The sequence below is a fragment of the Streptomyces sp. N35 genome (genome assembly GCF_016464295.1).
GTDB lineage: Bacteria > Actinomycetota > Actinomycetes > Streptomycetales > Streptomycetaceae > Streptomyces.
The window spans coordinates 143,010-166,599 of record NZ_JAEIMH010000006.1; the positions used below are offsets into that span (position 1 = coordinate 143,010).

Here is a 23,590-nt window from a genome sequence, read left to right on the forward strand (position 1 = left end):
GTCGGCGTCGACGTCCTCGCGGTACTCGATGATCCAGCTGTGTGCGGTCAGCTGGTCGGCGAAGGCTCCGCAGCTTTTCCCGCCGCGTCGTTGTCGAGGCTGTTGATGTGATCAAAGAAGCGGCTGCTGATGACAGCGGTCACCTGGTCGAACTGCTTCGGCGTGAGTTTCTTGAGTTCGTACAGCTCGATGAAGCGTTCATACTGGCGCTCACCGAGGAGGAGCTCGGCGAGGTACATGGCGGCGAACAGTGCCCCCTCGGTGCGGACCTTGTTGAGGCCGAGGTACACGATGCGCTGGTCGATGACCTTCGGAATCGTGAAGACCTCCCCGTCGAGGGAGAACAGCGTCTCGCGTACCTCCTCCTCAACCTCGCCGTCGGAGGTGAACTCAAGCGGCCCCGACGCTTCGTCAGGGGTGGGCACCGGAGCGGTGCGGGTCTTGGACGCTCGGGCGGTCACAGAGTCTCCTAGGCGGTTTCGTCGATCAGCTTGAACGGGGCGATCACAGAACTGACGTAGAACCCGGACCACTTCACGGTGAACAGGGTCTGCGCGTCCTTCTTGTACGTGGACTCGACCTTGTCGCTGGACAGCACCTTGCGGATGATGAAGCGCCTGCGCTTCTGGTCAGGGCTGAAGCCGTCGAGGATCGCCGCCCGGTACGTCGGCTGCGTCGCCGAGCTCGCGTAGATCGGCTCAAAGGACTTGAAGCCCGCCCCAGACGCGGCTGTGCCGTCGTTGAGGAGGTACTTCAGGTTCTCCAGCGTCGGCTCGGCGAGGTTCGTCTCGATGGTGAACAGCCGCTTGGTGAGGCGGGCGCCAGCGACATCGACGATCTGGTCGACCTCGAGGTCCGTGTACGTCTGGTCGATGGTGAGCTTCGCGCCGTCCTGTGTGCCGCCGAGGTCCGTCCATGCCGACGCAGCTGGGATCGCGTTGATCGCGGTGTCGAGGGGTTCGGTCGCACCGAAGTTCGCCAGGTACAACGTCCCCGGCCCCATGATCAAGTTGGTGGTGGTTACGGCCATGGCCTAGGACTCCTTGCCCTTCGCGGCGGTGTTGGTCTTGGCCGGTGCGGCGGCAGGAACGGGCTGGTCCTCGACGAGGATGCCCTGGCGCTTCAGGTCGAGGTACTCGGCCTCGTCGACCTCGAGGTCGACGTGCGGCTGGATGGTGGTGCGGACGGTCGGCATCAGGGCTCCTAGAGACGTGCCTTCTCGAGAAAGTTGCGGAGGTAGTGGAGGGCGGCTTCAACGCGTTCCGGATCGTCACCGAGTTGACCAATGCCGATGTTGCAGTTGTTGCAGAGCAGGCCTCGAACGGCGCCCGTTGCATGGCAGTGGTCGACGCGAAAGATCGTGAGGTGACCGCCCGTCGTGAGGCCAGGCTCTGTGGTGCCGCATATGGCGCACCGGCCGTCTTGGGCCTCGAGCAGAGCTTCGTACTCGTCACCGGTGATGCCGTACTTCTTCAGTAGCCGTGACGACCGGGCGTTCCGGCGGACCCGATCGCGATTCGCCTCAGCCCACTTCTTCGTGTACTGGATGTACCGCTGCGGGTCCTCTCGGTACCGCTCGGTCCGATTGGCCGATGTACAGGACTTGCAGTTGGTCTGGACACCCAGCCGGTTGCTCTTGGCCTTGTAGTAGTCCGTGAGCGGAAGGTTCTGCCCGCAACCTGGGCACACCTTGTGTGTTCCAACCGAGCCCTCACGTGACCATCGGGATCGCAGTTCTCGGTTGTAAGCAGAGCGGCAGGGCTTGCAGACGGATGAACGCCCCAAGCTCCCGTTCCTCTGCTTCGAGAACATGTCCAACTCCTTGGTCTCACTGCACTTGCTGCATGTCCTGGTCATGTCGTGAACTATGCCAGTTACTAAAGACTGATCCAGTGGATACTCAAATCTCCGCTGTAGCGTGCGTATGACGAGTCGTCCCCTGGCATCCGTCGCGGCTCCGACATGAAATGGGCGGTCATCACCCGGGCTTGTGGGTAGCCGGCAGGGAGGGCGAGGGTGCGGTGCATGCGGTCCTCGTCGTAGGTCGCGGCAACGAGGAGCTCGAACAGCGACGACGCCTTGCCCCACGGCGCCTTCCCCGAGTTGGGGTTGACCGCGTAGGCGTCGACCTGCACGACCGGCTCCCGCAGCGCGTAGTGCAACTGCGGCGAGCCGCCGGCAACACCGACGACGTGCACGAAGCCGTTCGCAGCCCAGGCCGTCGAGTCCGCGGGGAGGGTGGTGGCCACCTGGCCGGCCTCGATGCCGTCGGCGCCGGCGAGCCACGCCGCGGCGACGAGCTCGGAGTTGGCGAGCGGGATCACGGCCATCACAGAGCCCCCCGCCGCTTGTAGAGGGCGGGACGTATGAACGGCTGAGCGGGGGTGCCGGGGTGGAAGACCTTGTTCACCGGGTGGCGGGCGCCGGGCCAGTACAGGGCCTTCTTCGCGTTGGGCCTGATCTCGTGCGGCCCGGATCCGAACTCGACCGTGGACCAGTACGGCACGTTGCGAACCCCGACGCGCAGCTGACCGCGGTTCACCTCGTAGTACACGCCGGCACGGAGGCGTCCGGTGCGGACGGGGGCCATGCGTTCCATGTCGTTCTGGATCTCGCGGCCCAGCTTGTGGAGGTAGCGGGTGATGGAGTTGCGGACCCAGCCGCGCCAGCCGTGATTCACGGTCACCGTGCAAGATGCGCTCAGCATCGCCCTTCACCTCCTCGACGGTTGGCGGGCCTTGATGCCCCTGCCTGGTGGGCCGTTGACGGGCCGTGAAGTACCGGGCGGGGCGGGAATATGTCGGAGCCTCAGGCGGCTCGTCCTGTGCGTTTCAGGTCCACGCGCAGGGGCTGTGCGAGGGCCGGGTTGGAGTTCTTCGTGACGGACACGACGATGTAGATCTCGTTCGTCTGCTCGTCCTTGATCCGTTTGGTCTCGTCGATGTCGGTGCCGGGGGGAACGCGGCAGACGTGGGTGCGGACGATCCGCGGCGTGCCCGTGATGGGCTCGGACGCAGTGCGGGACGCCTCGATCAGCGAGGCGGGGATGGCAGTTGCGAGGACGGTGGCGCCGTCCGTCTCGTCGCCGAACGCATCGGTGCTGCTGCCGCCGAGGATGGTGACCCGGGTGGTGGCCAGGTTCATGCGCCACCGCCCATCGGCGTCCAGTGGTGCTGTTCGTCGGACGCCTCGTTGAGGACGGAGCCGTAGCCGCGCTGCCCGTCCTCGAACGCCGAGCGGACGTGGATGGTGCGGGAGCGCATCCACGAGCAGCGCTGCAGGGCCTGCTTGGCGCGCGGGCCGAGGATCATGGCCCGCGCGTCGAGGTTGGCGACGACGCCGTCCTGCTGCACCTGGTTGGCGTCCAGGCGGGTGTTGAGGTCGTACTGGCCGACTTCCCACGCCGCCTGGTAGGCCACGGCCTTGCGCAGCCAGTAGAGGTCACGGGGCCGGATCTTCGGGGTGTCGTCGTAGATCCGGTTGGAGAACGTCTCGATCGACGACTGGGCCTGTGTCAGCTGGACATCTGTCACTGTGACGCCGGTGATGTCGATGACCTGCTGTGCGGTGGCCCAGGCGTCGACCATGCTCAGCCCTCGCCGTCTTCGATCTTGTCGCGGGGCGTGGTCGTCTTCTCGGGCTCCGTGTCCATCGCCGAAGGGATCACGTCGACGCTGTAGCGCAGCTGGTAGGAGACGCCGTCGTGCAGGAGCTCGGCCCCGTCGAATGACACGTCCCCGCGGGGGTGGAGGCCGCGCTGGATGGCCTCGCTGAGGACGGCCAGCTTGTTCGGGTCGTGCAGTGGCCCGTCCTCGTCGCCGAGGTCGTTGCCGAGGACGACGAAGTCCTTCTCGTGGCGGGTGCCTTCGGAGCCGTCGGCGGACCGCTTGGCGGTCTCCTCTTCCGGCGTGGGCTTCTTCGCTGCGGCCTTCTTCGCCGTCTGCGCAGCCATGTTCAGACCCCGAGGAGGATCGCGGCGGCCTTCGGGTGCGACAGGGCGAACGCTCGGCGGGCGCGCATCTTCAGGATCGACTCGTCGGTCAGGGCGGAGAGCCCGTCGCGGCCGTCGATGAAGATGGACTCCGGCCCCGAGCGGCGTCCCAGGCGCAGGTAGTCGGCGTTTGCGACGATGAGGACGGGCTTGCCGGTGGGGGCGTCGGTGGCGGTCGCCGAGACACGGCAGCCGAGCGACCAGCGGCACGGCAGGTCGAACAGCGTGTCAGGGGTGCCGCGGTCGCCGCCCTGGCCCTGCACGAAGACCGGCTGCCCCTGGTCGTCCTTGATGGTTCGCAGCACGCCGCGGAAGGACGGGTGGGCGATGACGACGGTGCGGGACAGGTCGAAGTAGTCGCCGCCCTCGACGTCTCCGAGGGTGTCGGACAGGTTGTTGTACGTGACGCCGCCGGACGCGGCCACCGTGACGTTGTCGTTGGCCGTGTAGCCGAGCGCCGCGTCGGTCTGGGTCAGGGTGTAGTACACCGACGCGAACGGCACGCCCGCACCCGGCGCCGCGGATACGGCGAGGGTCGCGTTGTCGAGGAGCTTGGCGTAACTGGTTGCCCAGTCCTTCTGCTTGGTGGCGAGGATGTTCGCGAGCGAGTCGTCAATGTCCTCTTCGGCGATACGGATCGCCTTGCCCAGCTTCTTCGCGGTGAGGACGATGTCGTCGTTCGTCGACGTGTCCTCGGAGTACGCGCCGCCCTTGTCGACGACGGCCACGCCGACGCCGGCCGAGCGCGGGATGCTCTTGGTGTTGGAGCTCATCGACTCCGGGGAGGCGAGGGCCTCGACGGCGGACATCTGGTCAACGCGCTGGATGACCTCGGAAGAGTCCTCTTCCGGGATCCACGCCTCATAGGTGTTGCGTGCCACGGTGCCCTCCTGCGGGCGTGTGATGGGGAAGCTGTCGGGCTCGGGCCCCATCACGGGCGCCTTCGCATCAAAGGGCGGCGGCCGATCCGATCACCGGATCAATTCACCTATCGATGAATATACCTTCGGTTGTCAACCCGCGCGGCCCAGAACCTTCATCGCATGCCGCTCCGCAGTCGACTTGGACTTCTCCTCCGCCGGCTTACGGTCCGCAGCCGTCGGACGCACCCTCGGCTTCGGCTTGTCCGCCTGGAAGAACTCCGGGTACTCGCTCTTGATCCGGTCGACTTCAGCCGCCAGCCCGATCACATCGCCGTCGTCATCGACCGACAGCGACTCCAGATCGAGTAGCCGCATCACACGGTCCGTCGAGCCGCCGAGCCCCGCCTCCGACAGCGCGGCACGGGCCGCAGCCTGCACGAGGGGCGCCCGGTACCGCTTCTCGCCCTCCTCGCGGGCTTCACGCAGGGCCTTCTCGTGCTCGGTCTCGTTGGTGCGGGTCTTCTCTTCCAGCTCCTTGTTGCGGAGCCGGTGCCGCTTGCCGTCCTCGTTGGCCTTCTTCAACGCGGTCTGGATCCTGCGCCATTCGGCCTCGGACGGAGGCGTGAACGGATCGCTGTCAGCTGTGTCCGCCTTCGCGTCGGCGGGCGGTCCGGGCTTGGGCGGTTCGCCCTGCCCAGTCTTGTCACCGTTCTCGACGTCGATGTCGGCGCCCTCGGTCTCGGTGCCGGTGTCGTCCACGTCGGTGCTGTTGTCGAACTCGGTGTCGCTCATCTGCTGCTCCCATCTCGGGGTTGCGGGTCACCCATCACGGGCTGGTCGGAAAAGTGCGGTCAGGGAAACGGCCGGCACGCACCGCCAGGAGCGCGAACTCCTCGACGGACTTCGGCAATCCGGGACCGGTGCGTAGGAGTTCACGGGCTGCCCGGATGCGGGCCGCGCCGGATTCGGTCGGCAGACTCCAGCCGCGGGCGATCGAGCGGCGGGCCTCGCGACGCAGGGAATCCGGGAACGAGATCACGCCCTCGACGGCCCAGTCATCAAGCCATGCAGTCACCCGGCAGCGGCAGTTCGGGTGCTTCGGTGGCGCGGCCAGTTCGCTCCCGCGGCCTCGCTGCTGCGGGTCCCAAGACCAGCCGGCCGGGAAGTCTGCGTCGGTGGCCACGGTGAGGCCGGCGTAGGCGGCGCAGTTGACGCACGCATCACGCTCTGCGATCCATACCTTCTTCGCGCCGAGGTGCTCGATGGCGGCTTCGGCTGCCTCGTTGACGGCCTCACTCACGGTGGTGGTGATGTGTCCTCGGACCGCGGAGAGTGCGCTGCGGGCAATCCCGATCCCGTTCTGCACGCTGCTCCATCGGCGGGCCGCGGCGCCACGGAGGTCGGCGAGTGCCCGGTCGCGTCGGTCGGCCACAACATCCGCGACGGCTGCGGCGCGCTGCCGCAGGGACCTGGATGGGCGGGCGTTGACGGGGCGGCTGCGGCGATCGGTGGCCTCCTCGACGAACGCCGCATGCTGCCTCGCGCCGAGGAGCACAGCTTCGACCAGGGCGTCGCCAAGGGCCTCTTGGGCTCGTGACCCGAGCGGGGCCAGGAGGCGGCGGATGGCGGCCCGGATCGTGGCGAGAAGGCGCCGCAGCACACCCGGCTGGTTGGCCTCGGCAGTGGTGCTGCCGAAGGCGGTGATCCAGGCCGTGAGGGACCGCTGCGACAGGATCATGAAGCGGTCGTCCAGATCACCGATGGCGCGGGCCGCGATGCGGTCTTCGAAGTCGCGGACGGCGTCAGTCTGATCGTCCTGGACCAGCGAGGCGAGGGCCGCGTTGCGGTCCCGGCGGGCCATCACGTTCGCGCCTCGCCTTCGGCGAGCAGCTCGATGTCGGCCAGGGCGCCGTTCAGGAGCGCCTGCGCCTGATCGCCGGAGACAACCCCAAGGGCCGTTGCCGCCCCAAGCTTCTGAGCGGAGTCGGCGAGGGTGGCAAGGATGTCGACGCGGCGGGCGAGTTCGGCGTCGTCTACGCCGCTGAGCCATTCGTCGACCTGCTCCTCGCGGTAGCCGGCCTCCATGAGGGCCTGCTTCCGCGGCACTCCATTCTTGATCTTCTCGCCGACGGTTTCCCATCCGGTCTGGTCGTCGACGGTGGCGGCGGGCACCCATCGCACATCCACGGTGGCGCCTTGGATGCCCAGGAGCTGGAGGGTGAAGGTGAAGACGTCGCGCCAGGTTGCGCCGAAGCTGAGCTGCCGGTTGCGGATCTTCTTGACGAACGGGGCTTCCTTCGCCCGGATACTTTCACCGGACGGCACGTCTCCCTGCGGGTCGAACAGGTGCAGGGGCGTGGTGGTGATCTGTGCCATGGCCCGGACTTCGAACAAGATCGGGTCCAGGAACACGCCTGGTTGTGCGGCGTCCAGCTGACCAACGGTCTTGAAGCCGCGGAGCATCCACACCTCGCCGGGCCCGGCCTTGAGGCTGGAGTCGTCGCCCGTGTCGGTGGGGCCGCTGCTCGCGTCGTCGGGCGGGAAGTCGTCGAAGTCGCCAGGCTCCAAGTCGCTGGTGTCGGTGGTGGCCGCGTCAGTGAGGGCGTAACGCTGTGGGAAGCCCTGATAGTCGACGGTGCCCATGTGCGTGATGGACAGCTTATTGATGGCGTTCTGCGGGCCGTAGGCACCGATGTGCTCGGGTCGGCCGTAGGGCCGCGCCGTGCGGAAGTGGAAGACCGGCGGCCGGCCGTAGTCGTGGCTGATGATCCACGAGTCGGCGTCCTCGGGCGCGTCATCTTCTGGATCGGCGAGCCAGTGGATCCAGTCGCCGGCCTGCTTGCCGTCGGCGCCCGGTTTCGTGGTCCAGCGCTCGATGCGGTCCCAGTACAGGAGTTCGGCGCGCTGGACCTTGCCGAGGGTCCGCGTCTCGCACCACTGCTTGATGAAGTACTCGACCTCGCGGGGGTTCTCCTGCGAGTAGATCGCCCGGACGGTCTGCGGAGAGTTGTAGTGCATCTCCACGCCGACGACGGTGCCGTTGTCGTCCTCGGTTGGCAGGACGATCAGGTAGGCGTCGCCGAGGGTGCAGGCGCGGCGGTGGAGATCGAGAGCTTCGAGGTCCATGCCGTTGCCGGCCCACACCTGCGAGATGAGCTGGGTGTGTGCGTCGTCGGCGCCGGTGATAGCCGCGATTTCGAGGCGGTCGACGACCGCGTCCACGGGGGTCTTGCTGAAGTTCAGCCGGAAATCGACACCCGTGTCTTCGAGGGCGCGGCGCAGACGGGCCGACGCGAAGATCTCGGGGACCGTGCCGTCGTAGTAGTCCTGCGCCTGCCGGTAGTTGGGGCGCGCCTCGTCGAGCTGCTCGATGCCGTACATCAGGTCACTCGACGCCACAGCTACCACCCTTCATCAAGGCAATCATACGCATTCACCTTGGAATCAAAGGTAGCTTGCGCTCTGGGCCTTGGGGGTCTCCCTCTTCGTCGGGATGAATCGGCGCACCGCCGACCCCACAGCGTCGACCAGGTCATCGTGCGGGGCCTTTGGGAACGCGCACATCTGCTGCTCCACCTCCACCAGCCGCCGGGCGTGGATCACCCGGCCGCGCTGGTAGTGGTTCAACACCCCTTCGGCACGGGTGAACTTGTTCTCCGTCTGCGTGACGGTCTTCACCTTCACCGGCATGCCGTGCAAGATCGCCTGCCAGGTGTCGCCGCCCTGGTTGACCTCGATCAAGATGAGGCCGATCTGCGGGAACTCATCCAGGAGCGCCAGCACGCGCTCCCGCAGCAGCGGCCCCGGCTGGATCTTCAACCCGATCGCGGCATGCACCGTGCACCGCCTGTGCCGCGCCGACCAGGACACGACCGCCAGACCCGTGTAGTCCGAACCCTTCTTCGCCGTGACCGCCGGGTCGATCGACAGCATCATGTGCGTGACAGGGTCGACACCCTCGTCGCCCGGGTAGCGAAAGTCGTCCGGCGTCCACAACTCCCCGTCCGCGCCCATCGGGTCGTTGGCGTAGTTCTTCGCGAACGACCGCGTGTGCTCAATGGACTTGAGGTAGTCGAGCGGCCACTTGCCCGGCCAGATGCTCCGCTCCGTGCCGTTCGGGCGTCGCACGATCGGCGGCGTGTAATGCGCGCGGAAGCCTTCTTCCTTCACCCAGTCCGCGGTCTCGACACCACGGCCGTGCTTCACAAGCTGGTGCACGATGCTGCCGGGCATGGTGACCGTGCCGGAGATGACGACGCGCGCGTACACGTTGAGCGGCAGAATCGAGTCGATCAGGGTGGTGCGGCGCTTCCGGGCCAACTCGACGCTGTAGCTGCTCTCGTCGGGTTCGATGTCATCGCACAAGATCAGGTCAGGGCGGGTCTCGCCGACCTTCATGCCGAGGTTCGACGAGTCGATGCCGCGGGCCGCGAACACGAATCCCGACCGGGCGATGTACATGTTCTGTGTGTCGGCGACGTTCCCGCCCGAGGGGCGCTTGGCGGGCGTGCACAGGTCGAGGAAGTCCTTCCGCAGCAGCTCATTGCCGTCGATCTCCCGCTTGAAGGTGCCCAGGTGCGTCTCGGCCTGCGTCGCCGACGAAGCGAACGCTGCAGCGAACCTGACGTGACTATGCGCGGCAGCCCACAGCGGCAAGATCAGAAACCACCACGTGCTTTTGCCCATGTTCCGGGGAGCGACATAGGCGTCGCGCCGCTCGGCCGGCACGCTCGCCGGCCGCACCCAGGCGCGGGCGGCGCGACACCAGTCCAGGTGCGCGTCACCGAACGTCATCGTCCCCTCGGAGTCCCGGAGATGGTGCCGGACATAGACCAGGGCGAACAGCAGGGGATCAAGACGCGTGAGCAGGCGGCGCCCTTCAGGGTCCGCGAGGAGTCTGGGGTCGAACCGGGCCAGGTAGGCAGTGAGGTCGAAGGTCTCCGCATCCAGGCCGCTGAGATAGCCGGGCGCGCGGACGACAGTGGTCATGGTCAGAGCCCGCCCATGTCGACGTCGAACTCTTCAACCTCCGTCTCGACGCGCAGCATCAGCATTCCGACCGGAGCCGGCACGGGGCTCGCAACCGGCCGAATGCGGAGGGGTGCAGCGACTTCGTACCCTTGATGCTCGAGACGATCGCGGAGGTGTTGCGTGATCGCGGCCCGGTAGCCGCCGTCATGCTGCAGCCAGGCCGGAACAAAGGAGTCGAGAAAGTACGTCGCGCGGGTCACGCGTCACCGCCGTCGAGGATCTGCCGCTCCTCCAGCTGCACCGCGGCCTTGGCGTCCCGGATCATCTCCTGCAGTTCGATGTCCTGCTGGGTGACCTCGGTGACCTGAACTTCGGATCGCGCGGGAGCGTCAAGGCCGAGAATCTTACGCAGGGATTCGTTGGTGCGTCGACGCGACTCTTCAATGCGAGTGAGGCGGTCGATGGCCTGAAGGACGAACGAGTCGTCGGGCAGCGGCTCGCCGTCGAGACTGATGATCCGCCCGTTGTTGACGGTGACGTGCTCGCGCTCAAGCACTCCTCGCGCCGCCTCTTCGAGCCCGTCGAGCCGGACGAGGCCGGCTTCGAGTCGCTCGACCTGGATGGCACGCCAGGCTTCAAGGCGGGGGTCGACGCGCCGCGCTGCTTCAGCGTAGATCAGTTCCTTGGCGGTGGTGACACTGATTCGATGTCCGCCGGTAGGCCCGTCGGGGGTCCGGGACAGGGCATCGATCTCGCGCAGGCTGAGCCCCTTGAGCCGTAGGTCGAAGATGATCGCGGCGAACTCGGCGCTCTTGGCGCGGTCCTTGCGCCGGTACGGCGCGGATCCTCCCGCCATCCCCAACACCCCTCAGGTAGCACCGGAATCAATAGCACAGAACCGCTATCACCTTTGAATCGTAGGACATTCAGGCGCTTTCGTCGCCACGCCCACTGCCGACCCTGCCGCCACCGGTACACCATCGAAGAACACCACCAACACAGGAGGCCTCCATGGTGACTTCGAAGGGCGGCCAGCACGGCTTTGTCTACGGCTCCCGCCACAGCGCGCCGCAAGGGCTCGAGCAAGCCGAAAGCCACCCGGATCAGCAACCGACGGCCGCGCCTTCGCCGCGCGGTCACAGATGGCGCACAGCAGCCATGACACGGCACCGACGGTGACAATGAGTGCATGAGCGAGCCCATCGACCCCTACGAGCTGCGTGCTCGACAACTCCGCATCCTGGCGAGCCTCCACAGGAAGAGGGCGGCCGAACTGGAGATGACCGCGCAGGCGGGGCTAGCGGTCCGATCCATGCGCAAGCTCACCGAGACGCTCACCGAGGCGGAGGTACGTCAGATCGCGGAGCACCCGGACTTGGCAGAGCTGAACGTGCAACTCGACGGGTTCTACGAAGGCCCGGAGCAGTAGCCCACCGCGCGACAGCGGCCCCGCCCCGGAACCCGGGAGCGGGCCGCTGCTGGTGCTGGTGCTGCTGTCAGTCGTCAGTGAGCCAGTCCACGGTGTCTCGGCCCTCCGGCGACATGTTGTCGAAGATGCCTTCCAGTACCAGCCCTCGATAGTCGTCCTTCTCGACGCCCTGGCAGGCGGTCGGCTTGCCCTCGACCTCGGGTGTATCCGCTCGTGCGGCCAGCGCCTGGCGGCAGTCGGCGACGAGGTCGTCATAGGCCTGAGCCTGGTACCAGACGACACCGCCGGCGATGACGATGGCCGCGAGGACGCCGGACACGATGATCCAAATAGTGCGTCTGCTCATGTTTCCCCCCAATGTGCTTGGCGGGATGGTAGCGGCCTCGGTATCGCCGGCATGGCGGGTTCGCTGCAACTCGGTGGACTACGCCGCCGGTTGCGGGTCGAGGTGGCAGTAGTGCCAGTCCGCCTGCTCGTGTGGTTCGGCGCCGAACATGCGAAGCACGTACACCTCACCGCCTAGCTCGAGCATCCCCGCGGGCCGGCCGCCCTCGACCACCGGCACCGTGACCTCCCGCCCATCACACGGCCCGCCCTCAATCCCCAACGTCATCATCTGGGGACCAACGGCGGGCCAGAGGTGCGGGTTACGTCCCGAGTCACTTCTCCATCTCGTCGAGGAGTCCGTTGATGACGAAGTGGAGCCGGTCCTCGGACTTCTTCGGCCCAGTCTTGCTCTTCTCTTCCGCCTGCTTCGCAAGGAGACGCAGCAGTTCCTTGTCGTCGGTGCGGTCGCTGATGGCGGACTTGCTGGCCTTACCGAACATGGTGTTCTCCCTCAGTTGTGGGTGGAGCTGCGGCCCCACCAGCGGTTGTAGTTCTTGATGTTGTTGATCGTGTCGCCGCCTCGGATCGCGCGGGCAGGCATGCGGGTTGCGAGGAACAGCAGGGCGAAGGCGAGCATTCCGCCGGTGCCGAACCCTGCGACGGCACTGAACACCTGGGCCGCGCCCCAGCCGGCCCCCGCGGCGAACGCACCACCTGCGGCGAGGACTTGGGCGCGCGGGTCGATGCCGTACCGCTGCGGAGTGGGCGGCGGCTGGGGCGGCTCGAAGAACGTCGCGGGCAGGACACTGCGGTCGACGCCGACGAACAGCGTCGGATTACGCGGGTCCGCGACGTAGATGATGCGCTTCTCGGTGGCGAGCTCAAGCTCGCCGCGACGCTGCGGGTCGGCGTACCACTGCCCGGCCGTGCGGTGGGGCAGCCGGTCGGGCAACGGCTGAGTCATGGTCTCTCCTCGTGGTCAGCGGCGGGTGCAGTTGCAGCGGGGTCCGTGAGCTGCGCGGCACAGGTCCTGGATGGTCAGCCCGTGGAGCGAGCCGCGGTGCTGGACGTTCCTCTCGACGACGCGGCCGGGCTTCCCGGTGGGGACGTCGATCTCCCAGCCGTCGGTCTGCCACTTGTTGCGACCGACCTTGCGGAGGGTGCCGACCTTCTTGATCCGCGGCTTCGAGGCGGCGCGCTGCTCTTCGGCCTGCCACTTGGTGGCGCGCTGACGGGCTGCTTCCTTCCGTCGGGCGGCGTTGTCGAACTCTTGCCGCCGCTGCTGGCTGCGGAGGTACTCCTCTTCAGGGGTGGGCATGTCGGAGAACTTCGGGCGTCGGTTGAAGAGGCTCATGGTCACCACCAGCTCGTCTTGCGGGTGGCCCTGTCGACGGCCTTGTCGCGCTTCTTCGCGTACTCCTGGTCGCGCTTGGCCTGTTCGACTTCGCGCCGGATGGAGCGTTTGTCGTCCTCGCGGATCGCGGCCCGGTCGAGGAGCCGGTCGATCTTCCGCTCGAAGCGGTAGCCGGACTTGCCGCGGGACTCGCGGATCTCCTTACGGGCTGCGAGCCACACGATCCGCGCGGCCTCCGCGGGGTTGACGTCATCCTCGTTGTTGATCGGCATTGGGAGTGCTCCTCCAAGGTGGTGTTCAGCAGGTGATCTGGCGCGGCGCCGTACCCCCTCTACCGGCACTACCTCGCAGGTCAGAGGGGTCTACCGGGGGTACTACCGGGGTAAAGGGGTCCCGCTACTTGAGGGCCCCCGGGTAGAGGGGTGTTGATATTGAGTTGGTAGTGGGGTTGGTAGTGCCCGGGGGCCCTACCTCATGCCGCGGCAAGGTCGTTGAGGATCTCGATGGGTACGGCGTCCTCGATGTCGCGGCGCTGGTAGCCGGCTCGGTTTTCGCCGCCGATCTTTACTTGCTTGCTGGAGCGGCGGACGCCGGCTTTGTCGAGCTCAGCGGCGAGTTGCTCCGCGTCCCAGTCGCCGTAGGTGTCCTCGTCGAGCCGCACGAGTCCGGCGAGGAGGTCGGTGGTGAAGATGCGCACGCTGTGCCGCATCACCTCGAGCACGTCGGAGATGACGGGCGGGATGAGGTAGCCCTGCTCGTCGGCTGCGGCCGGCACGTCACCGATGGCGTCGCCGCTGAGCTGTCCGATCTCCTTGCGCAGGGCGCGGCCCCGGGCACACAGGGCGGTGAAGGCGCTGCCGTCGAGGTAGTCGGCCAGAGCGGTGAGGAATGAGGCGGGCCCTGTGACCAGCACACCAACGCCCTGGTGCTCCTCGGACAGCACAGAGGCGTCTGCGCCCTGGGCGGCCTTGCCCTTGCCGAGGACCATGTCGGAGCTGGTCTGGTCGATGACCTGGGTGCAGTACCGGATGGTGACAATCTCGCGGAGCTTGGTGGGGACCGACTCGGCGTCGGGCCGCTGCGACGCGAAGTTGCTGATGAACCCGGCACTGGGGCCGCGGCGGGCGATGCGGCACAGGTCGCTGATGACCTCGTCGCGTTCTTCCTTGTCCATCGCGGTGAGGAATTCCTGCAGCTCGTCGATGGTGACGAAGATGAACGGCAGCTTGTACCGCTTCTGGATCTCCGGAGTGAGCTTGGCCTGCGGGCAGAGGGACGTCGGCAGGGACCGGAACAGGGCGTAGCGCCGCTCCATTTCCGTGATCAGCTCTTTGAGCATGGCCTTCAGCGCGGCGATCGCCTCCGTTTCCGCGCCCATGACCAGGCGGTGCGCGATCGCACGCAGGGGGATCCAGTCGGCGCCGCCCTTGCCGTCGGCCATGTAGTGCCGTGCCCACGGATCCAGCACCCCAGCGGCGGTGAGGAGCCGCTGAGAGAACGTCTTGCCGCGCCTCGGGAGGCCGCCGAAGAACATGGACTGCCAGATGATGGGCAGGTCAACGCGGTTGCCGCGGGCGTCACGGCCGAACGGGATCGGGTTCCAAACCGAGAACGAATCCATGGCGAGCAGCGGAGAGTTGTTCTTCGGCTCGCCATCGAGCAGGTACGGGTCTTCGTCCGCCACCCACATGGACACCCGGCCGGCGTGCCCACCCTTGGCCGCACGGACCCGGGACATGATGACCTGAATCTCGTCAACGCCGAGCTCAGCAGCTATGTCATCACGCTTAGCCAGGACGTCGGCGGCCTTCTTGCCGCCGCCGCGGGGCAGGTCGAAGATGACCGACCAGCCGTTTCCGTCGCGGATGGGTCCGACGATGCACGTGACCTTTGGGCCTTCGTCGTCGCCCTTGCCCTGCTTCAACAGCCCAACGGCGCGCAGGGCGTCGTTGAGCTGCTGCGCGGACATGTCGATCCGCAGCGGCGGGCAGGCGTGGTCGAGGATCTGCGACTCGCTGGACCAGCCGATCGCGGTCAATCCTGCGCACGCCATGCAACCGACGAGGGTCTGCAGGCCGAGCGAAGCGAACGACAGGGCGCCGGCCGCGGCGCCGCCGAGCAGGACGGCAGTGGTCCACCGCCAGCGGCGCGCCTCGGTACGCGCTCGGTGCGCCATCTGGTGCTGCATGGCGAGGCTGGCGTCGTCGGGCTTGGCCTTCGACTGTGCGGCCAGTGCCTTGACGGTCCGGCTGTGGTCCTGAGCTGCAAGAACGGGCCACAGGCGGCGCCCGCCCCGGTAGGCGCCCCGCACCGAGTAACCGACGACTTTCGCGCCGTACTTGGGGCTGCGCAGACCGTGGTAGCGGGCGTGCCACCATGCGGCCTTCCACAGCGCCGTGTGGTTGGCGCGGAAGGTGGCCCAGTTCCGTGCCCACGCCGGCAGGACCGGGGTGTCGGGGACGGTAAGCCAGTCGGCCAGCGGGTTATCGGCGCGGTCAACGGCCTCGACAACCTCCTCGGCTGCGGCGATGACGGCTTCGTCATCCTTCGCCAGGCTGACGGGTTCGATGGTGGTGGTCATCAGTTGTAGCCCCCTCCGCCCTGGCCGACCTGAGGGTCGGAGGCGGTTGTGGTGGTCTTCGGCTTGCGGGAGAGGACGGAGCGAACAAAGTTGGGTTCGACCTCGAGGTGATGCCGCTTCTCGACCTCGGCAGCGATGTCCTTCGCCGGCGCATCAGGCCCGAGCAACAGCGCAACATCCCGGATCGCGTCGGACTTCGTGAGCACGGGCTGAGGCTGACCGACCAGGGGCGCAACAGGTGTTGCGCCCTGTTGCGGCGCCCGGTCGATGGTCGTCCTCACCGGCTCGCCGCGAAGTACAAGGGCGACCTGCACGGCATCGACGACGACGCCGTAGGTGATCAGCAGAGAAGCCAACTCGGCAGGGGGCAGCCCGGGTTGCGCCTCGTGTGCGATCTGGATGGCGTCGGCCGGGTCCATCTCGGCGAAGCGTCGGCGCAGGACCGCCTGGGCGGACCGATCGGCATCCGGGAGGACGGCCGGCTCGCTGCGCCCGTACATGCTGGACAGTGCGGCGTCGGCGCCATCGCGGAGACGCTGTCGCTGAACGTCGACGAGGTCCAGGCCGAGGGCGTTGTCGCCGCGGCCGGCTTTCTCGGCAAGCTTCCAGCTCTCGCGCAAGGCGGCGTCGCGCACTTCTTCGTCGGGGTGGTGCTGGGCGACGGCCTGCTTGTAGGCGATGCGCTGCACCGTGTCGGCGTTGCGCCTCAGCTGCTCGGCATCGACACCGGTCCGGTAGGTGTTGACGCGGCGGGCGATCAGGCCGAGGCCTTCGGCGGCGCCACTCATGGCCATGGGGGTGATGCCGTACACGACGGCCTCGCCGATGTTGCGGGCGATCATCACGCCTGTTGCGCACGCCCCAACTGGGGCCAGCCACAGGCCGATACGGACGATGCTCGGCGACGGCTGGTCGAGCATGGTGAGGCACAGCATCGTCAGGGCGAGGACCAGCGCCAGACCCTCACCGGCGGCGACAACACCGGCCGCGGTGGCTTCCCGGTGGAACTGGGCTTGCACGTTGCTGTACGTGCCCCACGCCCCAAACCCGCCGACGGCGAGCATCAGCGCCGTGGCGACACCGAGCACCGCGTACTGCCACATGTTCAGGTCGCGGTGGTCAAGGGCGCGCATCACGCCCACCTCCGGTGGATCTTGTGGCCGAGGATCGTGACGGCCACTGCGACGAGCAGGGCAGGCTGTTGAGCGGCGGCTGTCGCCCCGGCTATCGGCGCCTCGAGCAGCCACGGGTAGTGGACGGTGAGTGCGGCGAGTACGAGGCACAGCAGCCAGGACGACCAGCTCACGACAAACTCCTCTCAGGGGATGGGGTCAGTGGCTCTTGCACTTGCCGCGTGCGCAGCGGGTGCAGTCCTCGTCGATGCGGGAACGGATCGGGCCGAGCGTCGTACTGGCGACGGTGTCGGCGGCTCGGCCGCCCTTGTCGCCTCCGAACCGGGTGCCGGCGCGGTGCATGGCAGCGGCGGTGTCATCGAGGGCTTCGGCGGACTTGCGGCTGAACAGACCCATGAACTTGTTCCTCTCGGGCTGGCCAGTGGCGGTCACCACCAGCGGGATTTGGGTTTCGGTACGCGGCTGCGGCAGCCGTGGATCATGTGGTCAACGCACTGCGGGCAGTCCTCCCGCGGCGCGAGATGCCGGTGCGCGTCCCGGTCGTGGGCGTGATGCCAGCACTGCGGGCACTCACCCGGCGGCGTCTTCATCAGCGGCGGCGTGCTACCTCGGCACTGATGTCGTGGTCGTCGATGCCGTGCGCGTCTGCCATCTGGTGCCATTCGCGAACGGCGCTCCGCCACTGCGGGTCAGCCGTGTGATCGCGGCCCTCTGCCTGGATGCCGGCGGCGATGCTCCGGCACGTGTTCATCTGGTCCGCCGCAGCGCCCAGGGCGTCGGCGGTGCGGGCGCGGTCGTCGATCTGGCTCTGCAGCCATGCGGGCTTAGCCATGACGGGCTCCTTCCGGGTCAGTTCTCGTCGGTGTCGTCGGGGGTGGGGTCGGGCAGCCGCATCGAGAAGGTGATGGCGTAGTCGCCGTCGGGCTCGACCTCGACCTCGCTGCCGGACTCGGTGGTGTAGCGGGCCATCGCGGGCTCCTCTCGGGGGTCAGGTCCAGTCGACGGAGCCGGCACCGTTGCGGCGCTCGTAGTCGTCCCAGAAGCCGGCGGAGCGTTCCTTGCTGGCGCGCTCCGCGTCCTGGAACATGCGCGCCTCACTGGCACTGCGGCGGGCGGAGGCCGTGCGAGCCTCACCGCCGCGGCGCTCGGATCGGGTCTCTCGTCGAGCACCCGATGAGGCGGATCGGAACAAGCCCATGACGGGCTCCTCTCGGGTGGGGTCAGCGCTCGCTGGTGCTCTGCTGCGCGAGCTGGATGGCAAGGCGCGGAAAGTCGGCGACGGCATCGAAGTCGGCGAAGGTGACGCCGTGGATGCGGACGGCGGCGAGCATGTCGCGGAGGATCGAAGCTGCCGTCGCGACCTGTTCCGGCGTCGGACGGTGCGCGGGCGAGTACTGGGCTGCTGCTTCGCCGATACGGGCGCCAATGTCGTCGAGCTGCTGCTGATCCATGTAGGGCTCCTTCCTGGGGCCGGGTGTCCGGCCCCGAAACGGTGGTGGTGTGGGCGGGTCGGGTCAGCGACGGGATGCCTTGGCGGCCTTCTCGGCGACGACGACACGGTCGTTCGCGGCGAGGTACTCGCCGGTCTCCTCGCGCTGACCGCGGGACACTCGCTCCAGCTCCTGGCGGGAGTCCTGCAGCTCGGCACGCGACTCGGTCGAACTCCTGCGGAAAATCCCCATGGCTTCCTTCCTGGGCCGGGACTGTCCCGACTCCCCTCAACCGGGCCCGTGCGAGACGGGCCCGGCGGGTAGCCGTCAGTCCTGCTTGCGGCCGTAGGCGGCGTCGAGCTCCTGGGTGACGTCGCGGCACTGGCCGGACGTGACCTGGTCGTAGACCTCTTGGCCCTTGGCGACGTTCTCCGGAGTGGTCAGGTCGACGGTCTGCTGCTCGTTGCCCATGACGGGCTCCTCTCGATGGCAGGGATGAGGGACGGTTCAGGCGGCGGCCGGGTAGTCGAAGCCGTCGAGCTCGTCGACGAGCAGCGGGTCGATCGCGGCGGCGTGCTCACGGATCAGCTGCATCAGGTCGCGGCGGCCTGATGCGACGGCCTCGCGATACTCGGAGATCAGCTGCGCGGCGTAGGCGTCTGCGGTATCCGCGACCGACACCCGCTCGCGGGCCTTACGGCCGAAGTCGGTGGCGCCGAGGTCGGCGTCGAACAGGAACGAAGACATCGCGGGGTCCTCTCAGGGACGCAAGGGGGGTGGGTCCGCGGGCAGCGAGGCCGGGAGGTGAGCACCCGCGGGCCGCGGGGATCAGGGCTAAGCCGGGACGACGACCAGGAACTCGTCCGACCCGAGATCCATCACGACCTCGGCCGGCTCGCCCACAACACGGCGGGCCTGCGCGAACTCCTCCGCCGGCCACGAACCACGCGGACCCCCGGCAGAGAATCGGGCAATGACGACACGGCGGGTACGGGAGGTCACGGTGGCGCTCATGCCGGCACTCCCTGCTTCAGGGAGGCGGCTGTCCTGTCGATGAGCCGATGCAGTCGCGCCACGGCCAGCTGAAGCTCCAGCGGGCCGTGCGCGGACTCAAGCTCCACACGAATGAACGCCGCAGCCCACTCACTAGACCCGATAAGCGGGTGAACGGCAGGGGCGGGGTTGTCGACACCCGCAGAAACGCGCCGCTCAGGGGCAGCGGTAAGCTCAGATACAGCCATCAGGGTCTCCTCTTCAGAACCTGTTGGTCAGGGCCGGCACGCGAGGTGAGAGTCGCGTTGTCCGGCCCGTTTTGTTTTGTTGTGCTCGTCGCCCGCGGACCAGGTCCGGTGAGAGTGGACGACTTCGGCTTTCAAGTTTCGACTTGAAGGCCATGTGAACGAAGCTAGACCTCCCCAACTCGCGCTGTCAAGCGTGCACTTGAAGGTGGCGTGTTCCGCCCCTACGCTCTCGACATGACCTACGCCCTGGAGCCAGCGATCGCGACGCTGATCGACGAACTTGACGCCATCAGCGACCCGACGCATCGGTTCGAGGCGACTGTGATCGTCGAAGCCCGGCTCGATGCGGAGCTCCGAAAGGTGCGCCAACGGATCGCGGTCGAGCTGTACGACGGCGGCATTCGGACGTACCGGGAGGTCGGCTCGATCATGGGCGGGGTCACCGCGCAGAGGGCGGAGCAGATCGCCAAGGGCAGATGAACGGGAGTTCCTCATGCCATCGAGTCAACGGGAACGGCGCGCTGGTCAACATGCGCGCACAGTGCAGCCGCAGTGCAGGGATCACGCACCCACAGTGCAACTCTCCGCCGGACCCGCCGCGAGGGCCGAATAGTGGACGTCGTCGACACGTGGACCGGCCAGCTCGCGACCGCGTTGCAGGATGCGTTCCGGGACACGAACGAGCGGTTCGCTGAACGTCTCGGCATCGGCGTCCGCACCGTGGCCTCGTGGCACAACAAGCCGACCACTAAACCGACTTCTGAGATCCAGGCCGTGCTCGATACCGCATACGAAAGGGCAGGTGAGGCTGTGCGTACACGGTTCGTCAGCTCCGCCCGCTCCAACGGTGGCGGCATGCAGGCCCAAGCCCTCCGGGTCGCCATCGCCATCGTCGTGCGCGGCAACGAGGTGCTCCTCGTATGCCGGCGCGGGGACGAGCGGCTGCGCTGGCAGTTCCCCGCTGGCATGGTCAAGCCCGGCGCGCACCCTGAGGACGTCGCCATCCAGGAGACGGCAGCCGAGACGGGCGTGCATGCCGCGGTCCGCGAGCAGCTCGGGGAACGCCTGCACCCTCAAACCGGCGTCATGGCCTGCTACTTCCTGGCGGACTACCTCACCGGCGAAGCGGTCAACGCCGATGCCGTTGAAAATTCGGCCGTCCTCTGGGTAGCGATACGGGACCTGCCCAAGTTCATTCCCGCCGACAAGATCTATCCGCCGATCATGGCCGCACTGGAGGCTGCAGCATGAACGAGACCACGACCGACAAGCCCGGCATCTCCGCGGCGATCATCGTCGACGACGGCCGTGTCCTCATGGTGCGGCGGCGCATCTCTGAGGGCGAGTTGATGTGGCAGTTCCCCGCCGGCGGTATCGAGGCGGGCGAGATCCCCGAAGAGGCCGCGGTGCGCGAGACGCTCGAGGAGACCGGCCTGACGGTGAAGGCCGTGAAGCTGCTCGGTCAGCGCGTGCACCCGAAGACCGGACGCGAGATGTCGTACACAGCGTGCGAGCCGGTCGAAGGCGGAGCCTTCGTCGCCGACGCGGACGAGCTCGACGCCATCGCCTGGGTCGCCCATGCGGAGATCCCGGAGTACGTGCCTTACGGGCTGTTCGAGCCGGTGCAGGCGTACCTGGATGAGACGCTTACAGGATGAGTGATCTCGTGCAGTGGCTAGGCGCCCAGCTCGACGAGGACGAGGCCATCGCGATCCGTGCTGCGGAGATGGGTCCATGGGCTCTGGGCGACAGTCCCGATGATGACCCCAAGGCGGTGTATCAGGGTGAGTACGGGAGCACGTTGATCGAATGCCCCCGGCCGGCCGACGCTGCTCACGTGGCCCGCCAGAATCCGGCGCGGGTGCTGCGCGAGATCGACGTCAAGCGGCAGCTGCTCGACCTGCACGCGCCCGGCGAGATGGACTACGTGGACGGCGATGTGTGCATGGCCTGCGACGTGCGAGGCGGCGAGCCGTTCTACCCCTGCAAGACGCTGCGCCTGCTCGCCCTGCCCTACGCGGACCGGCCCGGCTATGACGCCGAGCGCTGGGGGTTGTAGAGCCCCCTCATCGCGAACGTCTCATCCCGGCCGGAGGGGTGCTTTGCTGCCGTGCTTCGCCGGTGACTGGTCTGCTGTGGTGCGCTTTTCTCCAAGACGCGTCGGGGGTGGCGTTGAGATCTTGACCTGCCACTCAAACTCGACGATCACGGAGGGCTCGTGAAGCTTAAGCGACACCTGCGGAAGTGCCTGTTCACGCTGGCGGCGATGCCGGCAGTGCTGGCGCTTTCGATCAGTCCCGCGCAAGCAGCAGACACCGGGCGTTGGGACATCACCGGCAACAACGGTGACCTGAAGGGTGTCTGGGCTCACGGCAATCTGTGGCAAAACCCAGAGCGCCGATTCCACCTGTACGGGGAGGTCAAGGATACCGTCGGCGACGGCAAGGGCGCCGCACTGAAGATCGACGCATACTACAAGGATGGCGGCCACCGTCCCGAGGTCGTCACGAACACTCTAGGGGCTGGCAAGGTCGTCACATTCGACTACAACTTCGCTTCGAACGTGGACTTTTTCCTCATGAGGGAATGCTTCATGGTCAGGAATGAATGGGGCGATCCCGTGCTGGGTGAGTGCGCCGCCCCCGCATTCTGGCGCGATATGTAGCGCATGGCCCGAGGTGCGACGAAGCCCCGAACCCTGGGAGAGGTTCGGGGCTCTCGTGTACCCGAAGGTACGGTTCCCCGCACCGCACGAACGCCAGCCAGTTGAACGTCAAGCGGCGCGCGTAATGGTACGGACGGGGACTGATACTCCGCAGGATGCCCTCAGGGTTGCTGTTTGGTGAGCTGGTCAATGATGAAGGCGCTGAGCAGACCGGCGAGCAGCGCCCACGCGACGTTTCCCCAGTCGGCCCCGGACACAACCACTGCGATGGTCATGCCGACAAAAGCGAATGCACCGGCCGTGGCGGCCCAGCGGTTGCCGAGGAAGCTCCAGTGTTTGAGCCCGGAGCCCTTGGACCTTCCCTCGGCCACGGCAGTTCGAATCGCGAGCACCGCCACGATAACGAGAACTCCGATGGCCATCTGCGAGGACACTGTTCCACCGTTCTAACGATCCTGCCGACCCTGCAGCAGTCGGTGCCTGAAGCTTAGCCGCCGACCGGGACGGGCCCAGGCGACAGCCGGCCGTTGACCTGCAATCCCGAACGCTCCCTGCCCAGGGCACAATGCGTACCGTGCTGCATGTCAGAGTGATCAGTCCCCCCGCACGTACTGATGAGGTGCTGCGGATCGCCGAGGAGTGCCCCGGCGCCGTCAACACGATCAAGTTCCTGGGTGCCGCGCAATCGCCACCCGGTGACGTCGTCGAGTTCGATGTGGCCAGAGAAGCCGCCAACCCTGTGCTCGCGCAGCTCCGCAGCCTCGGGCTGAAGGACACGGGCGGTATCACCGTGGAGCAGCTCGATCTGTCGATCTCCACCGCAGCGGAAATCGCCGAGGACACAGCTCCGGGCGACCCCGAGGATGCTGTGGTGTGGGATGAGCTCGCCGCCCGCGTCGCAGCCGACACACGGGTGAGCTGGTCCTACCTCACGTTCCTCGCGCTGGCAACGCAGATCGCGGCCATCGGTGTACTCCTCGATCAGCCGATCTTGATCGTCGGAGCCATGGTCCTTGGCCCGGAGTTCGGGCCCGTCGCAGCACTCTGCTTCGGTGTTCTGAAGCGTGACCTTCCCCTGTCGGTCACCGCGATACGCGCGCTGGTCATCGGCTTCGCCGTGGCCATTGCCGTCACCGCGGCATGCGCCGCGGTCAGCCGGCTTCTCGGGTGGGTGACGCCGGACATGCTCGATGGCAGACCTCAGACCGATTTCATCATCCATCCCGACCGCTGGTCCTTTATAGTCGCGGTCCTTGCGGGCATCGCAGGAATCATGTCCCTGACGGCTGGGAAGTCGTCGGCTCTGGTGGGGGTCTTCATCTCGGTGACCACCGTGCCCGCGGCCGGCAACATCGCAGTGGCAATCCCGCTGGCTCATTGGGCTGAGGTGAGCGCTTCCTTCAAGCAGCTCGGGGTGAACCTGGCAGGGATGATCGTCGCCGGAGTCGCCACGCTGATTGTCCAACGAATCCTTTGGGCCCGCTTCGGACTGCGGATCAGGCCGGCCGCCCGGAGAACCTCCGGCGCGTGAAGGTGACGGGAGGACAGTCGTCATGAAGTGATGAGGGTCTGCGCTCGTATCGAGCGCAGACCCTCATCGCGACT

42 protein-coding genes are annotated in these 23,590 nt (G+C 67.2%); 7 read left to right on the top strand and 35 right to left on the bottom strand.

Annotated elements, in window-relative coordinates:
- Positions 1 to 47: 47 nt before the first annotated feature.
- The 16 genes from JAO81_RS05365 to JAO81_RS05440 all read right to left on the bottom strand — a co-directional run bounded on the left by JAO81_RS05365 (position 48) and on the right by JAO81_RS05440 (position 10,681).
- Positions 48 to 461 carry a hypothetical protein gene (locus tag JAO81_RS05365; RefSeq protein ID WP_199546588.1) on the bottom strand — a complete coding sequence of 138 codons (414 nt, stop codon included), beginning with the start codon at positions 459 to 461 and terminating at the stop codon, positions 48 to 50.
- Between the two features lie 8 nt (positions 462 to 469).
- Positions 470 to 1,030 carry a hypothetical protein gene (locus JAO81_RS05370; RefSeq protein ID WP_199546589.1) on the bottom strand — a complete coding sequence of 187 codons (561 nt, stop codon included), beginning with the start codon at positions 1,028 to 1,030 and terminating at the stop codon, positions 470 to 472.
- A gap of 3 nt (positions 1,031 to 1,033) precedes the next feature.
- The gene (locus JAO81_RS05375; RefSeq protein ID WP_199546590.1) at positions 1,034 to 1,195 is read right to left on the bottom strand and encodes a hypothetical protein; all 162 of its coding nucleotides are present in this window, start codon (positions 1,193 to 1,195) and stop codon (positions 1,034 to 1,036) included.
- Between the two features lie 8 nt (positions 1,196 to 1,203).
- On the bottom strand, positions 1,204 to 1,812 hold the full coding sequence (locus tag JAO81_RS05380; protein WP_199546591.1) for an endonuclease VII domain-containing protein: 609 nt from the start codon (positions 1,810 to 1,812) through the stop codon (positions 1,204 to 1,206).
- Between the two features lie 65 nt (positions 1,813 to 1,877).
- A complete protein-coding gene (locus JAO81_RS05385; RefSeq protein WP_199546592.1) occupies positions 1,878 to 2,330 on the bottom strand; it encodes a hypothetical protein in 453 nt (150 codons plus the stop codon).
- A complete protein-coding gene (locus tag JAO81_RS05390) occupies positions 2,330 to 2,707 on the bottom strand; it encodes an HK97 gp10 family phage protein (RefSeq protein WP_199546593.1) in 378 nt (125 codons plus the stop codon). The genes JAO81_RS05385 and JAO81_RS05390 overlap by 1 nt, the downstream gene beginning before the upstream one ends.
- 101 nt (positions 2,708 to 2,808) lie before the next feature.
- Positions 2,809 to 3,144: a hypothetical protein gene (locus JAO81_RS05395; RefSeq protein WP_199546594.1), complete on the bottom strand. Its 336-nt coding sequence runs from the start codon at positions 3,142 to 3,144 to the stop codon at positions 2,809 to 2,811.
- Positions 3,141 to 3,587, bottom strand: coding sequence for a hypothetical protein (locus JAO81_RS05400; RefSeq protein WP_199546595.1), 447 nt, complete (start codon positions 3,585 to 3,587; stop codon positions 3,141 to 3,143). Before JAO81_RS05400 ends, JAO81_RS05395 begins: the two co-directional genes overlap by 4 nt.
- A 2-nt stretch (positions 3,588 to 3,589) precedes the next feature.
- Entirely contained in the window at positions 3,590 to 3,952 is a 363-nt protein-coding gene (locus JAO81_RS05405; protein ID WP_199546596.1) for a hypothetical protein, read from the bottom strand.
- Positions 3,953 to 3,954: 2 nt separating this feature from the next.
- Positions 3,955 to 4,872 (bottom strand): phage major capsid protein, encoded by a 918-nt coding sequence (locus JAO81_RS05410; protein WP_199546597.1) that lies wholly within the window; start codon positions 4,870 to 4,872, stop codon positions 3,955 to 3,957.
- Between the two features lie 132 nt (positions 4,873 to 5,004).
- On the bottom strand, positions 5,005 to 5,646 hold the full coding sequence (locus JAO81_RS05415; RefSeq protein ID WP_199546598.1) for a phage scaffolding protein: 642 nt from the start codon (positions 5,644 to 5,646) through the stop codon (positions 5,005 to 5,007).
- Positions 5,647 to 5,680: 34 nt separating this feature from the next.
- Positions 5,681 to 6,715: a hypothetical protein gene (locus JAO81_RS05420; protein ID WP_199546599.1), complete on the bottom strand. Its 1,035-nt coding sequence runs from the start codon at positions 6,713 to 6,715 to the stop codon at positions 5,681 to 5,683.
- Positions 6,715 to 8,253, bottom strand: coding sequence for a phage portal protein (locus JAO81_RS05425; protein WP_199546600.1), 1,539 nt, complete (start codon positions 8,251 to 8,253; stop codon positions 6,715 to 6,717). Before JAO81_RS05425 ends, JAO81_RS05420 begins: the two co-directional genes overlap by 1 nt.
- A gap of 45 nt (positions 8,254 to 8,298) precedes the next feature.
- Entirely contained in the window at positions 8,299 to 9,843 is a 1,545-nt protein-coding gene (locus JAO81_RS05430) for a hypothetical protein (RefSeq protein ID WP_199546601.1), read from the bottom strand.
- A gap of 2 nt (positions 9,844 to 9,845) precedes the next feature.
- Positions 9,846 to 10,085 (bottom strand): hypothetical protein, encoded by a 240-nt coding sequence (locus JAO81_RS05435; RefSeq protein WP_199546602.1) that lies wholly within the window; start codon positions 10,083 to 10,085, stop codon positions 9,846 to 9,848.
- On the bottom strand, positions 10,082 to 10,681 hold the full coding sequence (locus JAO81_RS05440; RefSeq protein WP_199546603.1) for a hypothetical protein: 600 nt from the start codon (positions 10,679 to 10,681) through the stop codon (positions 10,082 to 10,084). Before JAO81_RS05440 ends, JAO81_RS05435 begins: the two co-directional genes overlap by 4 nt.
- Positions 10,682 to 11,014: 333 nt before the next feature.
- Here JAO81_RS05440 and JAO81_RS05445 point away from each other — a divergent pair, with 333 nt between their 5' ends.
- Complete coding sequence (locus JAO81_RS05445; protein ID WP_199546604.1) at positions 11,015 to 11,254, top strand: hypothetical protein; 240 nt, start codon at positions 11,015 to 11,017, stop codon at positions 11,252 to 11,254.
- 67 nt (positions 11,255 to 11,321) lie between these two features.
- Here JAO81_RS05445 and JAO81_RS05450 read toward each other — a convergent pair whose 3' ends face one another.
- The 18 genes from JAO81_RS05450 to JAO81_RS05530 all read right to left on the bottom strand — a co-directional run bounded on the left by JAO81_RS05450 (position 11,322) and on the right by JAO81_RS05530 (position 19,093).
- The gene (locus JAO81_RS05450; RefSeq protein WP_199546605.1) at positions 11,322 to 11,600 is read right to left on the bottom strand and encodes a hypothetical protein; all 279 of its coding nucleotides are present in this window, start codon (positions 11,598 to 11,600) and stop codon (positions 11,322 to 11,324) included.
- 78 nt (positions 11,601 to 11,678) lie between these two features.
- Positions 11,679 to 11,819, bottom strand: a complete 141-nt coding sequence (locus tag JAO81_RS05455; RefSeq protein WP_199546606.1) for a hypothetical protein — start codon at positions 11,817 to 11,819, stop codon at positions 11,679 to 11,681.
- 94 nt (positions 11,820 to 11,913) lie between these two features.
- Positions 11,914 to 12,081 (bottom strand): hypothetical protein, encoded by a 168-nt coding sequence (locus JAO81_RS05460; RefSeq protein ID WP_199546607.1) that lies wholly within the window; start codon positions 12,079 to 12,081, stop codon positions 11,914 to 11,916.
- A gap of 11 nt (positions 12,082 to 12,092) precedes the next feature.
- Entirely contained in the window at positions 12,093 to 12,545 is a 453-nt protein-coding gene (locus JAO81_RS05465) for a hypothetical protein (RefSeq protein WP_199546608.1), read from the bottom strand.
- Between the two features lie 15 nt (positions 12,546 to 12,560).
- Positions 12,561 to 12,935, bottom strand: coding sequence for a hypothetical protein (locus tag JAO81_RS05470; RefSeq protein WP_199546609.1), 375 nt, complete (start codon positions 12,933 to 12,935; stop codon positions 12,561 to 12,563).
- Between the two features lie 2 nt (positions 12,936 to 12,937).
- Positions 12,938 to 13,207 carry a hypothetical protein gene (locus tag JAO81_RS05475; RefSeq protein WP_199546610.1) on the bottom strand — a complete coding sequence of 90 codons (270 nt, stop codon included), beginning with the start codon at positions 13,205 to 13,207 and terminating at the stop codon, positions 12,938 to 12,940.
- A gap of 200 nt (positions 13,208 to 13,407) precedes the next feature.
- Positions 13,408 to 15,516 carry an FtsK/SpoIIIE domain-containing protein gene (locus JAO81_RS05480; protein WP_199546611.1) on the bottom strand — a complete coding sequence of 703 codons (2,109 nt, stop codon included), beginning with the start codon at positions 15,514 to 15,516 and terminating at the stop codon, positions 13,408 to 13,410.
- The gene (locus JAO81_RS05485) at positions 15,516 to 16,658 is read right to left on the bottom strand and encodes a hypothetical protein (RefSeq protein ID WP_199546612.1); all 1,143 of its coding nucleotides are present in this window, start codon (positions 16,656 to 16,658) and stop codon (positions 15,516 to 15,518) included. Before JAO81_RS05485 ends, JAO81_RS05480 begins: the two co-directional genes overlap by 1 nt.
- Complete coding sequence (locus tag JAO81_RS05490) at positions 16,649 to 16,822, bottom strand: hypothetical protein (RefSeq protein ID WP_199546613.1); 174 nt, start codon at positions 16,820 to 16,822, stop codon at positions 16,649 to 16,651. The genes JAO81_RS05485 and JAO81_RS05490 overlap by 10 nt, the downstream gene beginning before the upstream one ends.
- 25 nt (positions 16,823 to 16,847) lie before the next feature.
- Positions 16,848 to 17,084, bottom strand: coding sequence for a hypothetical protein (locus JAO81_RS05495; protein WP_199546614.1), 237 nt, complete (start codon positions 17,082 to 17,084; stop codon positions 16,848 to 16,850).
- On the bottom strand, positions 17,078 to 17,239 hold the full coding sequence (locus JAO81_RS42235; protein WP_233414935.1) for a pRL2-8: 162 nt from the start codon (positions 17,237 to 17,239) through the stop codon (positions 17,078 to 17,080). The genes JAO81_RS05495 and JAO81_RS42235 overlap by 7 nt, the downstream gene beginning before the upstream one ends.
- On the bottom strand, positions 17,239 to 17,481 hold the full coding sequence (locus JAO81_RS05500) for a hypothetical protein (RefSeq protein ID WP_199546615.1): 243 nt from the start codon (positions 17,479 to 17,481) through the stop codon (positions 17,239 to 17,241). Before JAO81_RS05500 ends, JAO81_RS42235 begins: the two co-directional genes overlap by 1 nt.
- Before the next feature lie 156 nt (positions 17,482 to 17,637).
- Positions 17,638 to 17,847, bottom strand: coding sequence for a hypothetical protein (locus tag JAO81_RS05505; protein ID WP_199546616.1), 210 nt, complete (start codon positions 17,845 to 17,847; stop codon positions 17,638 to 17,640).
- A gap of 22 nt (positions 17,848 to 17,869) precedes the next feature.
- Positions 17,870 to 18,100 carry a hypothetical protein gene (locus JAO81_RS05510; RefSeq protein ID WP_199546617.1) on the bottom strand — a complete coding sequence of 77 codons (231 nt, stop codon included), beginning with the start codon at positions 18,098 to 18,100 and terminating at the stop codon, positions 17,870 to 17,872.
- Between the two features lie 63 nt (positions 18,101 to 18,163).
- Entirely contained in the window at positions 18,164 to 18,331 is a 168-nt protein-coding gene (locus JAO81_RS05515) for a hypothetical protein (protein ID WP_199546618.1), read from the bottom strand.
- A 75-nt stretch (positions 18,332 to 18,406) separates the two neighbouring features.
- Complete coding sequence (locus JAO81_RS05520) at positions 18,407 to 18,550, bottom strand: hypothetical protein (RefSeq protein ID WP_199546619.1); 144 nt, start codon at positions 18,548 to 18,550, stop codon at positions 18,407 to 18,409.
- Between the two features lie 36 nt (positions 18,551 to 18,586).
- Positions 18,587 to 18,826, bottom strand: coding sequence for a hypothetical protein (locus JAO81_RS05525; RefSeq protein ID WP_199546620.1), 240 nt, complete (start codon positions 18,824 to 18,826; stop codon positions 18,587 to 18,589).
- A gap of 87 nt (positions 18,827 to 18,913) precedes the next feature.
- Positions 18,914 to 19,093: a hypothetical protein gene (locus JAO81_RS05530; protein WP_199546621.1), complete on the bottom strand. Its 180-nt coding sequence runs from the start codon at positions 19,091 to 19,093 to the stop codon at positions 18,914 to 18,916.
- Positions 19,094 to 19,554: 461 nt separating this feature from the next.
- On the opposite strand from JAO81_RS05530, the gene JAO81_RS05535 reads away from it, so the two are divergent.
- From JAO81_RS05535 to JAO81_RS05555, 5 genes are all read left to right on the top strand, one after another.
- Positions 19,555 to 19,800, top strand: coding sequence for a hypothetical protein (locus tag JAO81_RS05535; protein WP_199546622.1), 246 nt, complete (start codon positions 19,555 to 19,557; stop codon positions 19,798 to 19,800).
- Between the two features lie 132 nt (positions 19,801 to 19,932).
- A complete protein-coding gene (locus tag JAO81_RS05540; RefSeq protein WP_199546623.1) occupies positions 19,933 to 20,571 on the top strand; it encodes an NUDIX hydrolase in 639 nt (212 codons plus the stop codon).
- Positions 20,568 to 20,978 carry an NUDIX hydrolase gene (locus JAO81_RS05545; RefSeq protein WP_199546624.1) on the top strand — a complete coding sequence of 137 codons (411 nt, stop codon included), beginning with the start codon at positions 20,568 to 20,570 and terminating at the stop codon, positions 20,976 to 20,978. The genes JAO81_RS05540 and JAO81_RS05545 overlap by 4 nt, the downstream gene beginning before the upstream one ends.
- Positions 20,975 to 21,379 carry a DUF6221 family protein gene (locus JAO81_RS05550; protein ID WP_199546625.1) on the top strand — a complete coding sequence of 135 codons (405 nt, stop codon included), beginning with the start codon at positions 20,975 to 20,977 and terminating at the stop codon, positions 21,377 to 21,379. The genes JAO81_RS05545 and JAO81_RS05550 overlap by 4 nt, the downstream gene beginning before the upstream one ends.
- Before the next feature lie 159 nt (positions 21,380 to 21,538).
- A complete protein-coding gene (locus JAO81_RS05555; protein ID WP_199546626.1) occupies positions 21,539 to 21,985 on the top strand; it encodes a hypothetical protein in 447 nt (148 codons plus the stop codon).
- 161 nt (positions 21,986 to 22,146) lie between these two features.
- Here the strand turns inward: JAO81_RS05555 and JAO81_RS05560 are convergent, their stop codons facing one another.
- Positions 22,147 to 22,419, bottom strand: a complete 273-nt coding sequence (locus JAO81_RS05560; protein ID WP_199546627.1) for a hypothetical protein — start codon at positions 22,417 to 22,419, stop codon at positions 22,147 to 22,149.
- Positions 22,420 to 22,559: 140 nt separating this feature from the next.
- On the opposite strand from JAO81_RS05560, the gene JAO81_RS05565 reads away from it, so the two are divergent.
- Entirely contained in the window at positions 22,560 to 23,516 is a 957-nt protein-coding gene (locus JAO81_RS05565; protein WP_199546628.1) for a DUF389 domain-containing protein, read from the top strand.
- The last annotated feature ends 74 nt before the right edge of the window (positions 23,517 to 23,590 follow it).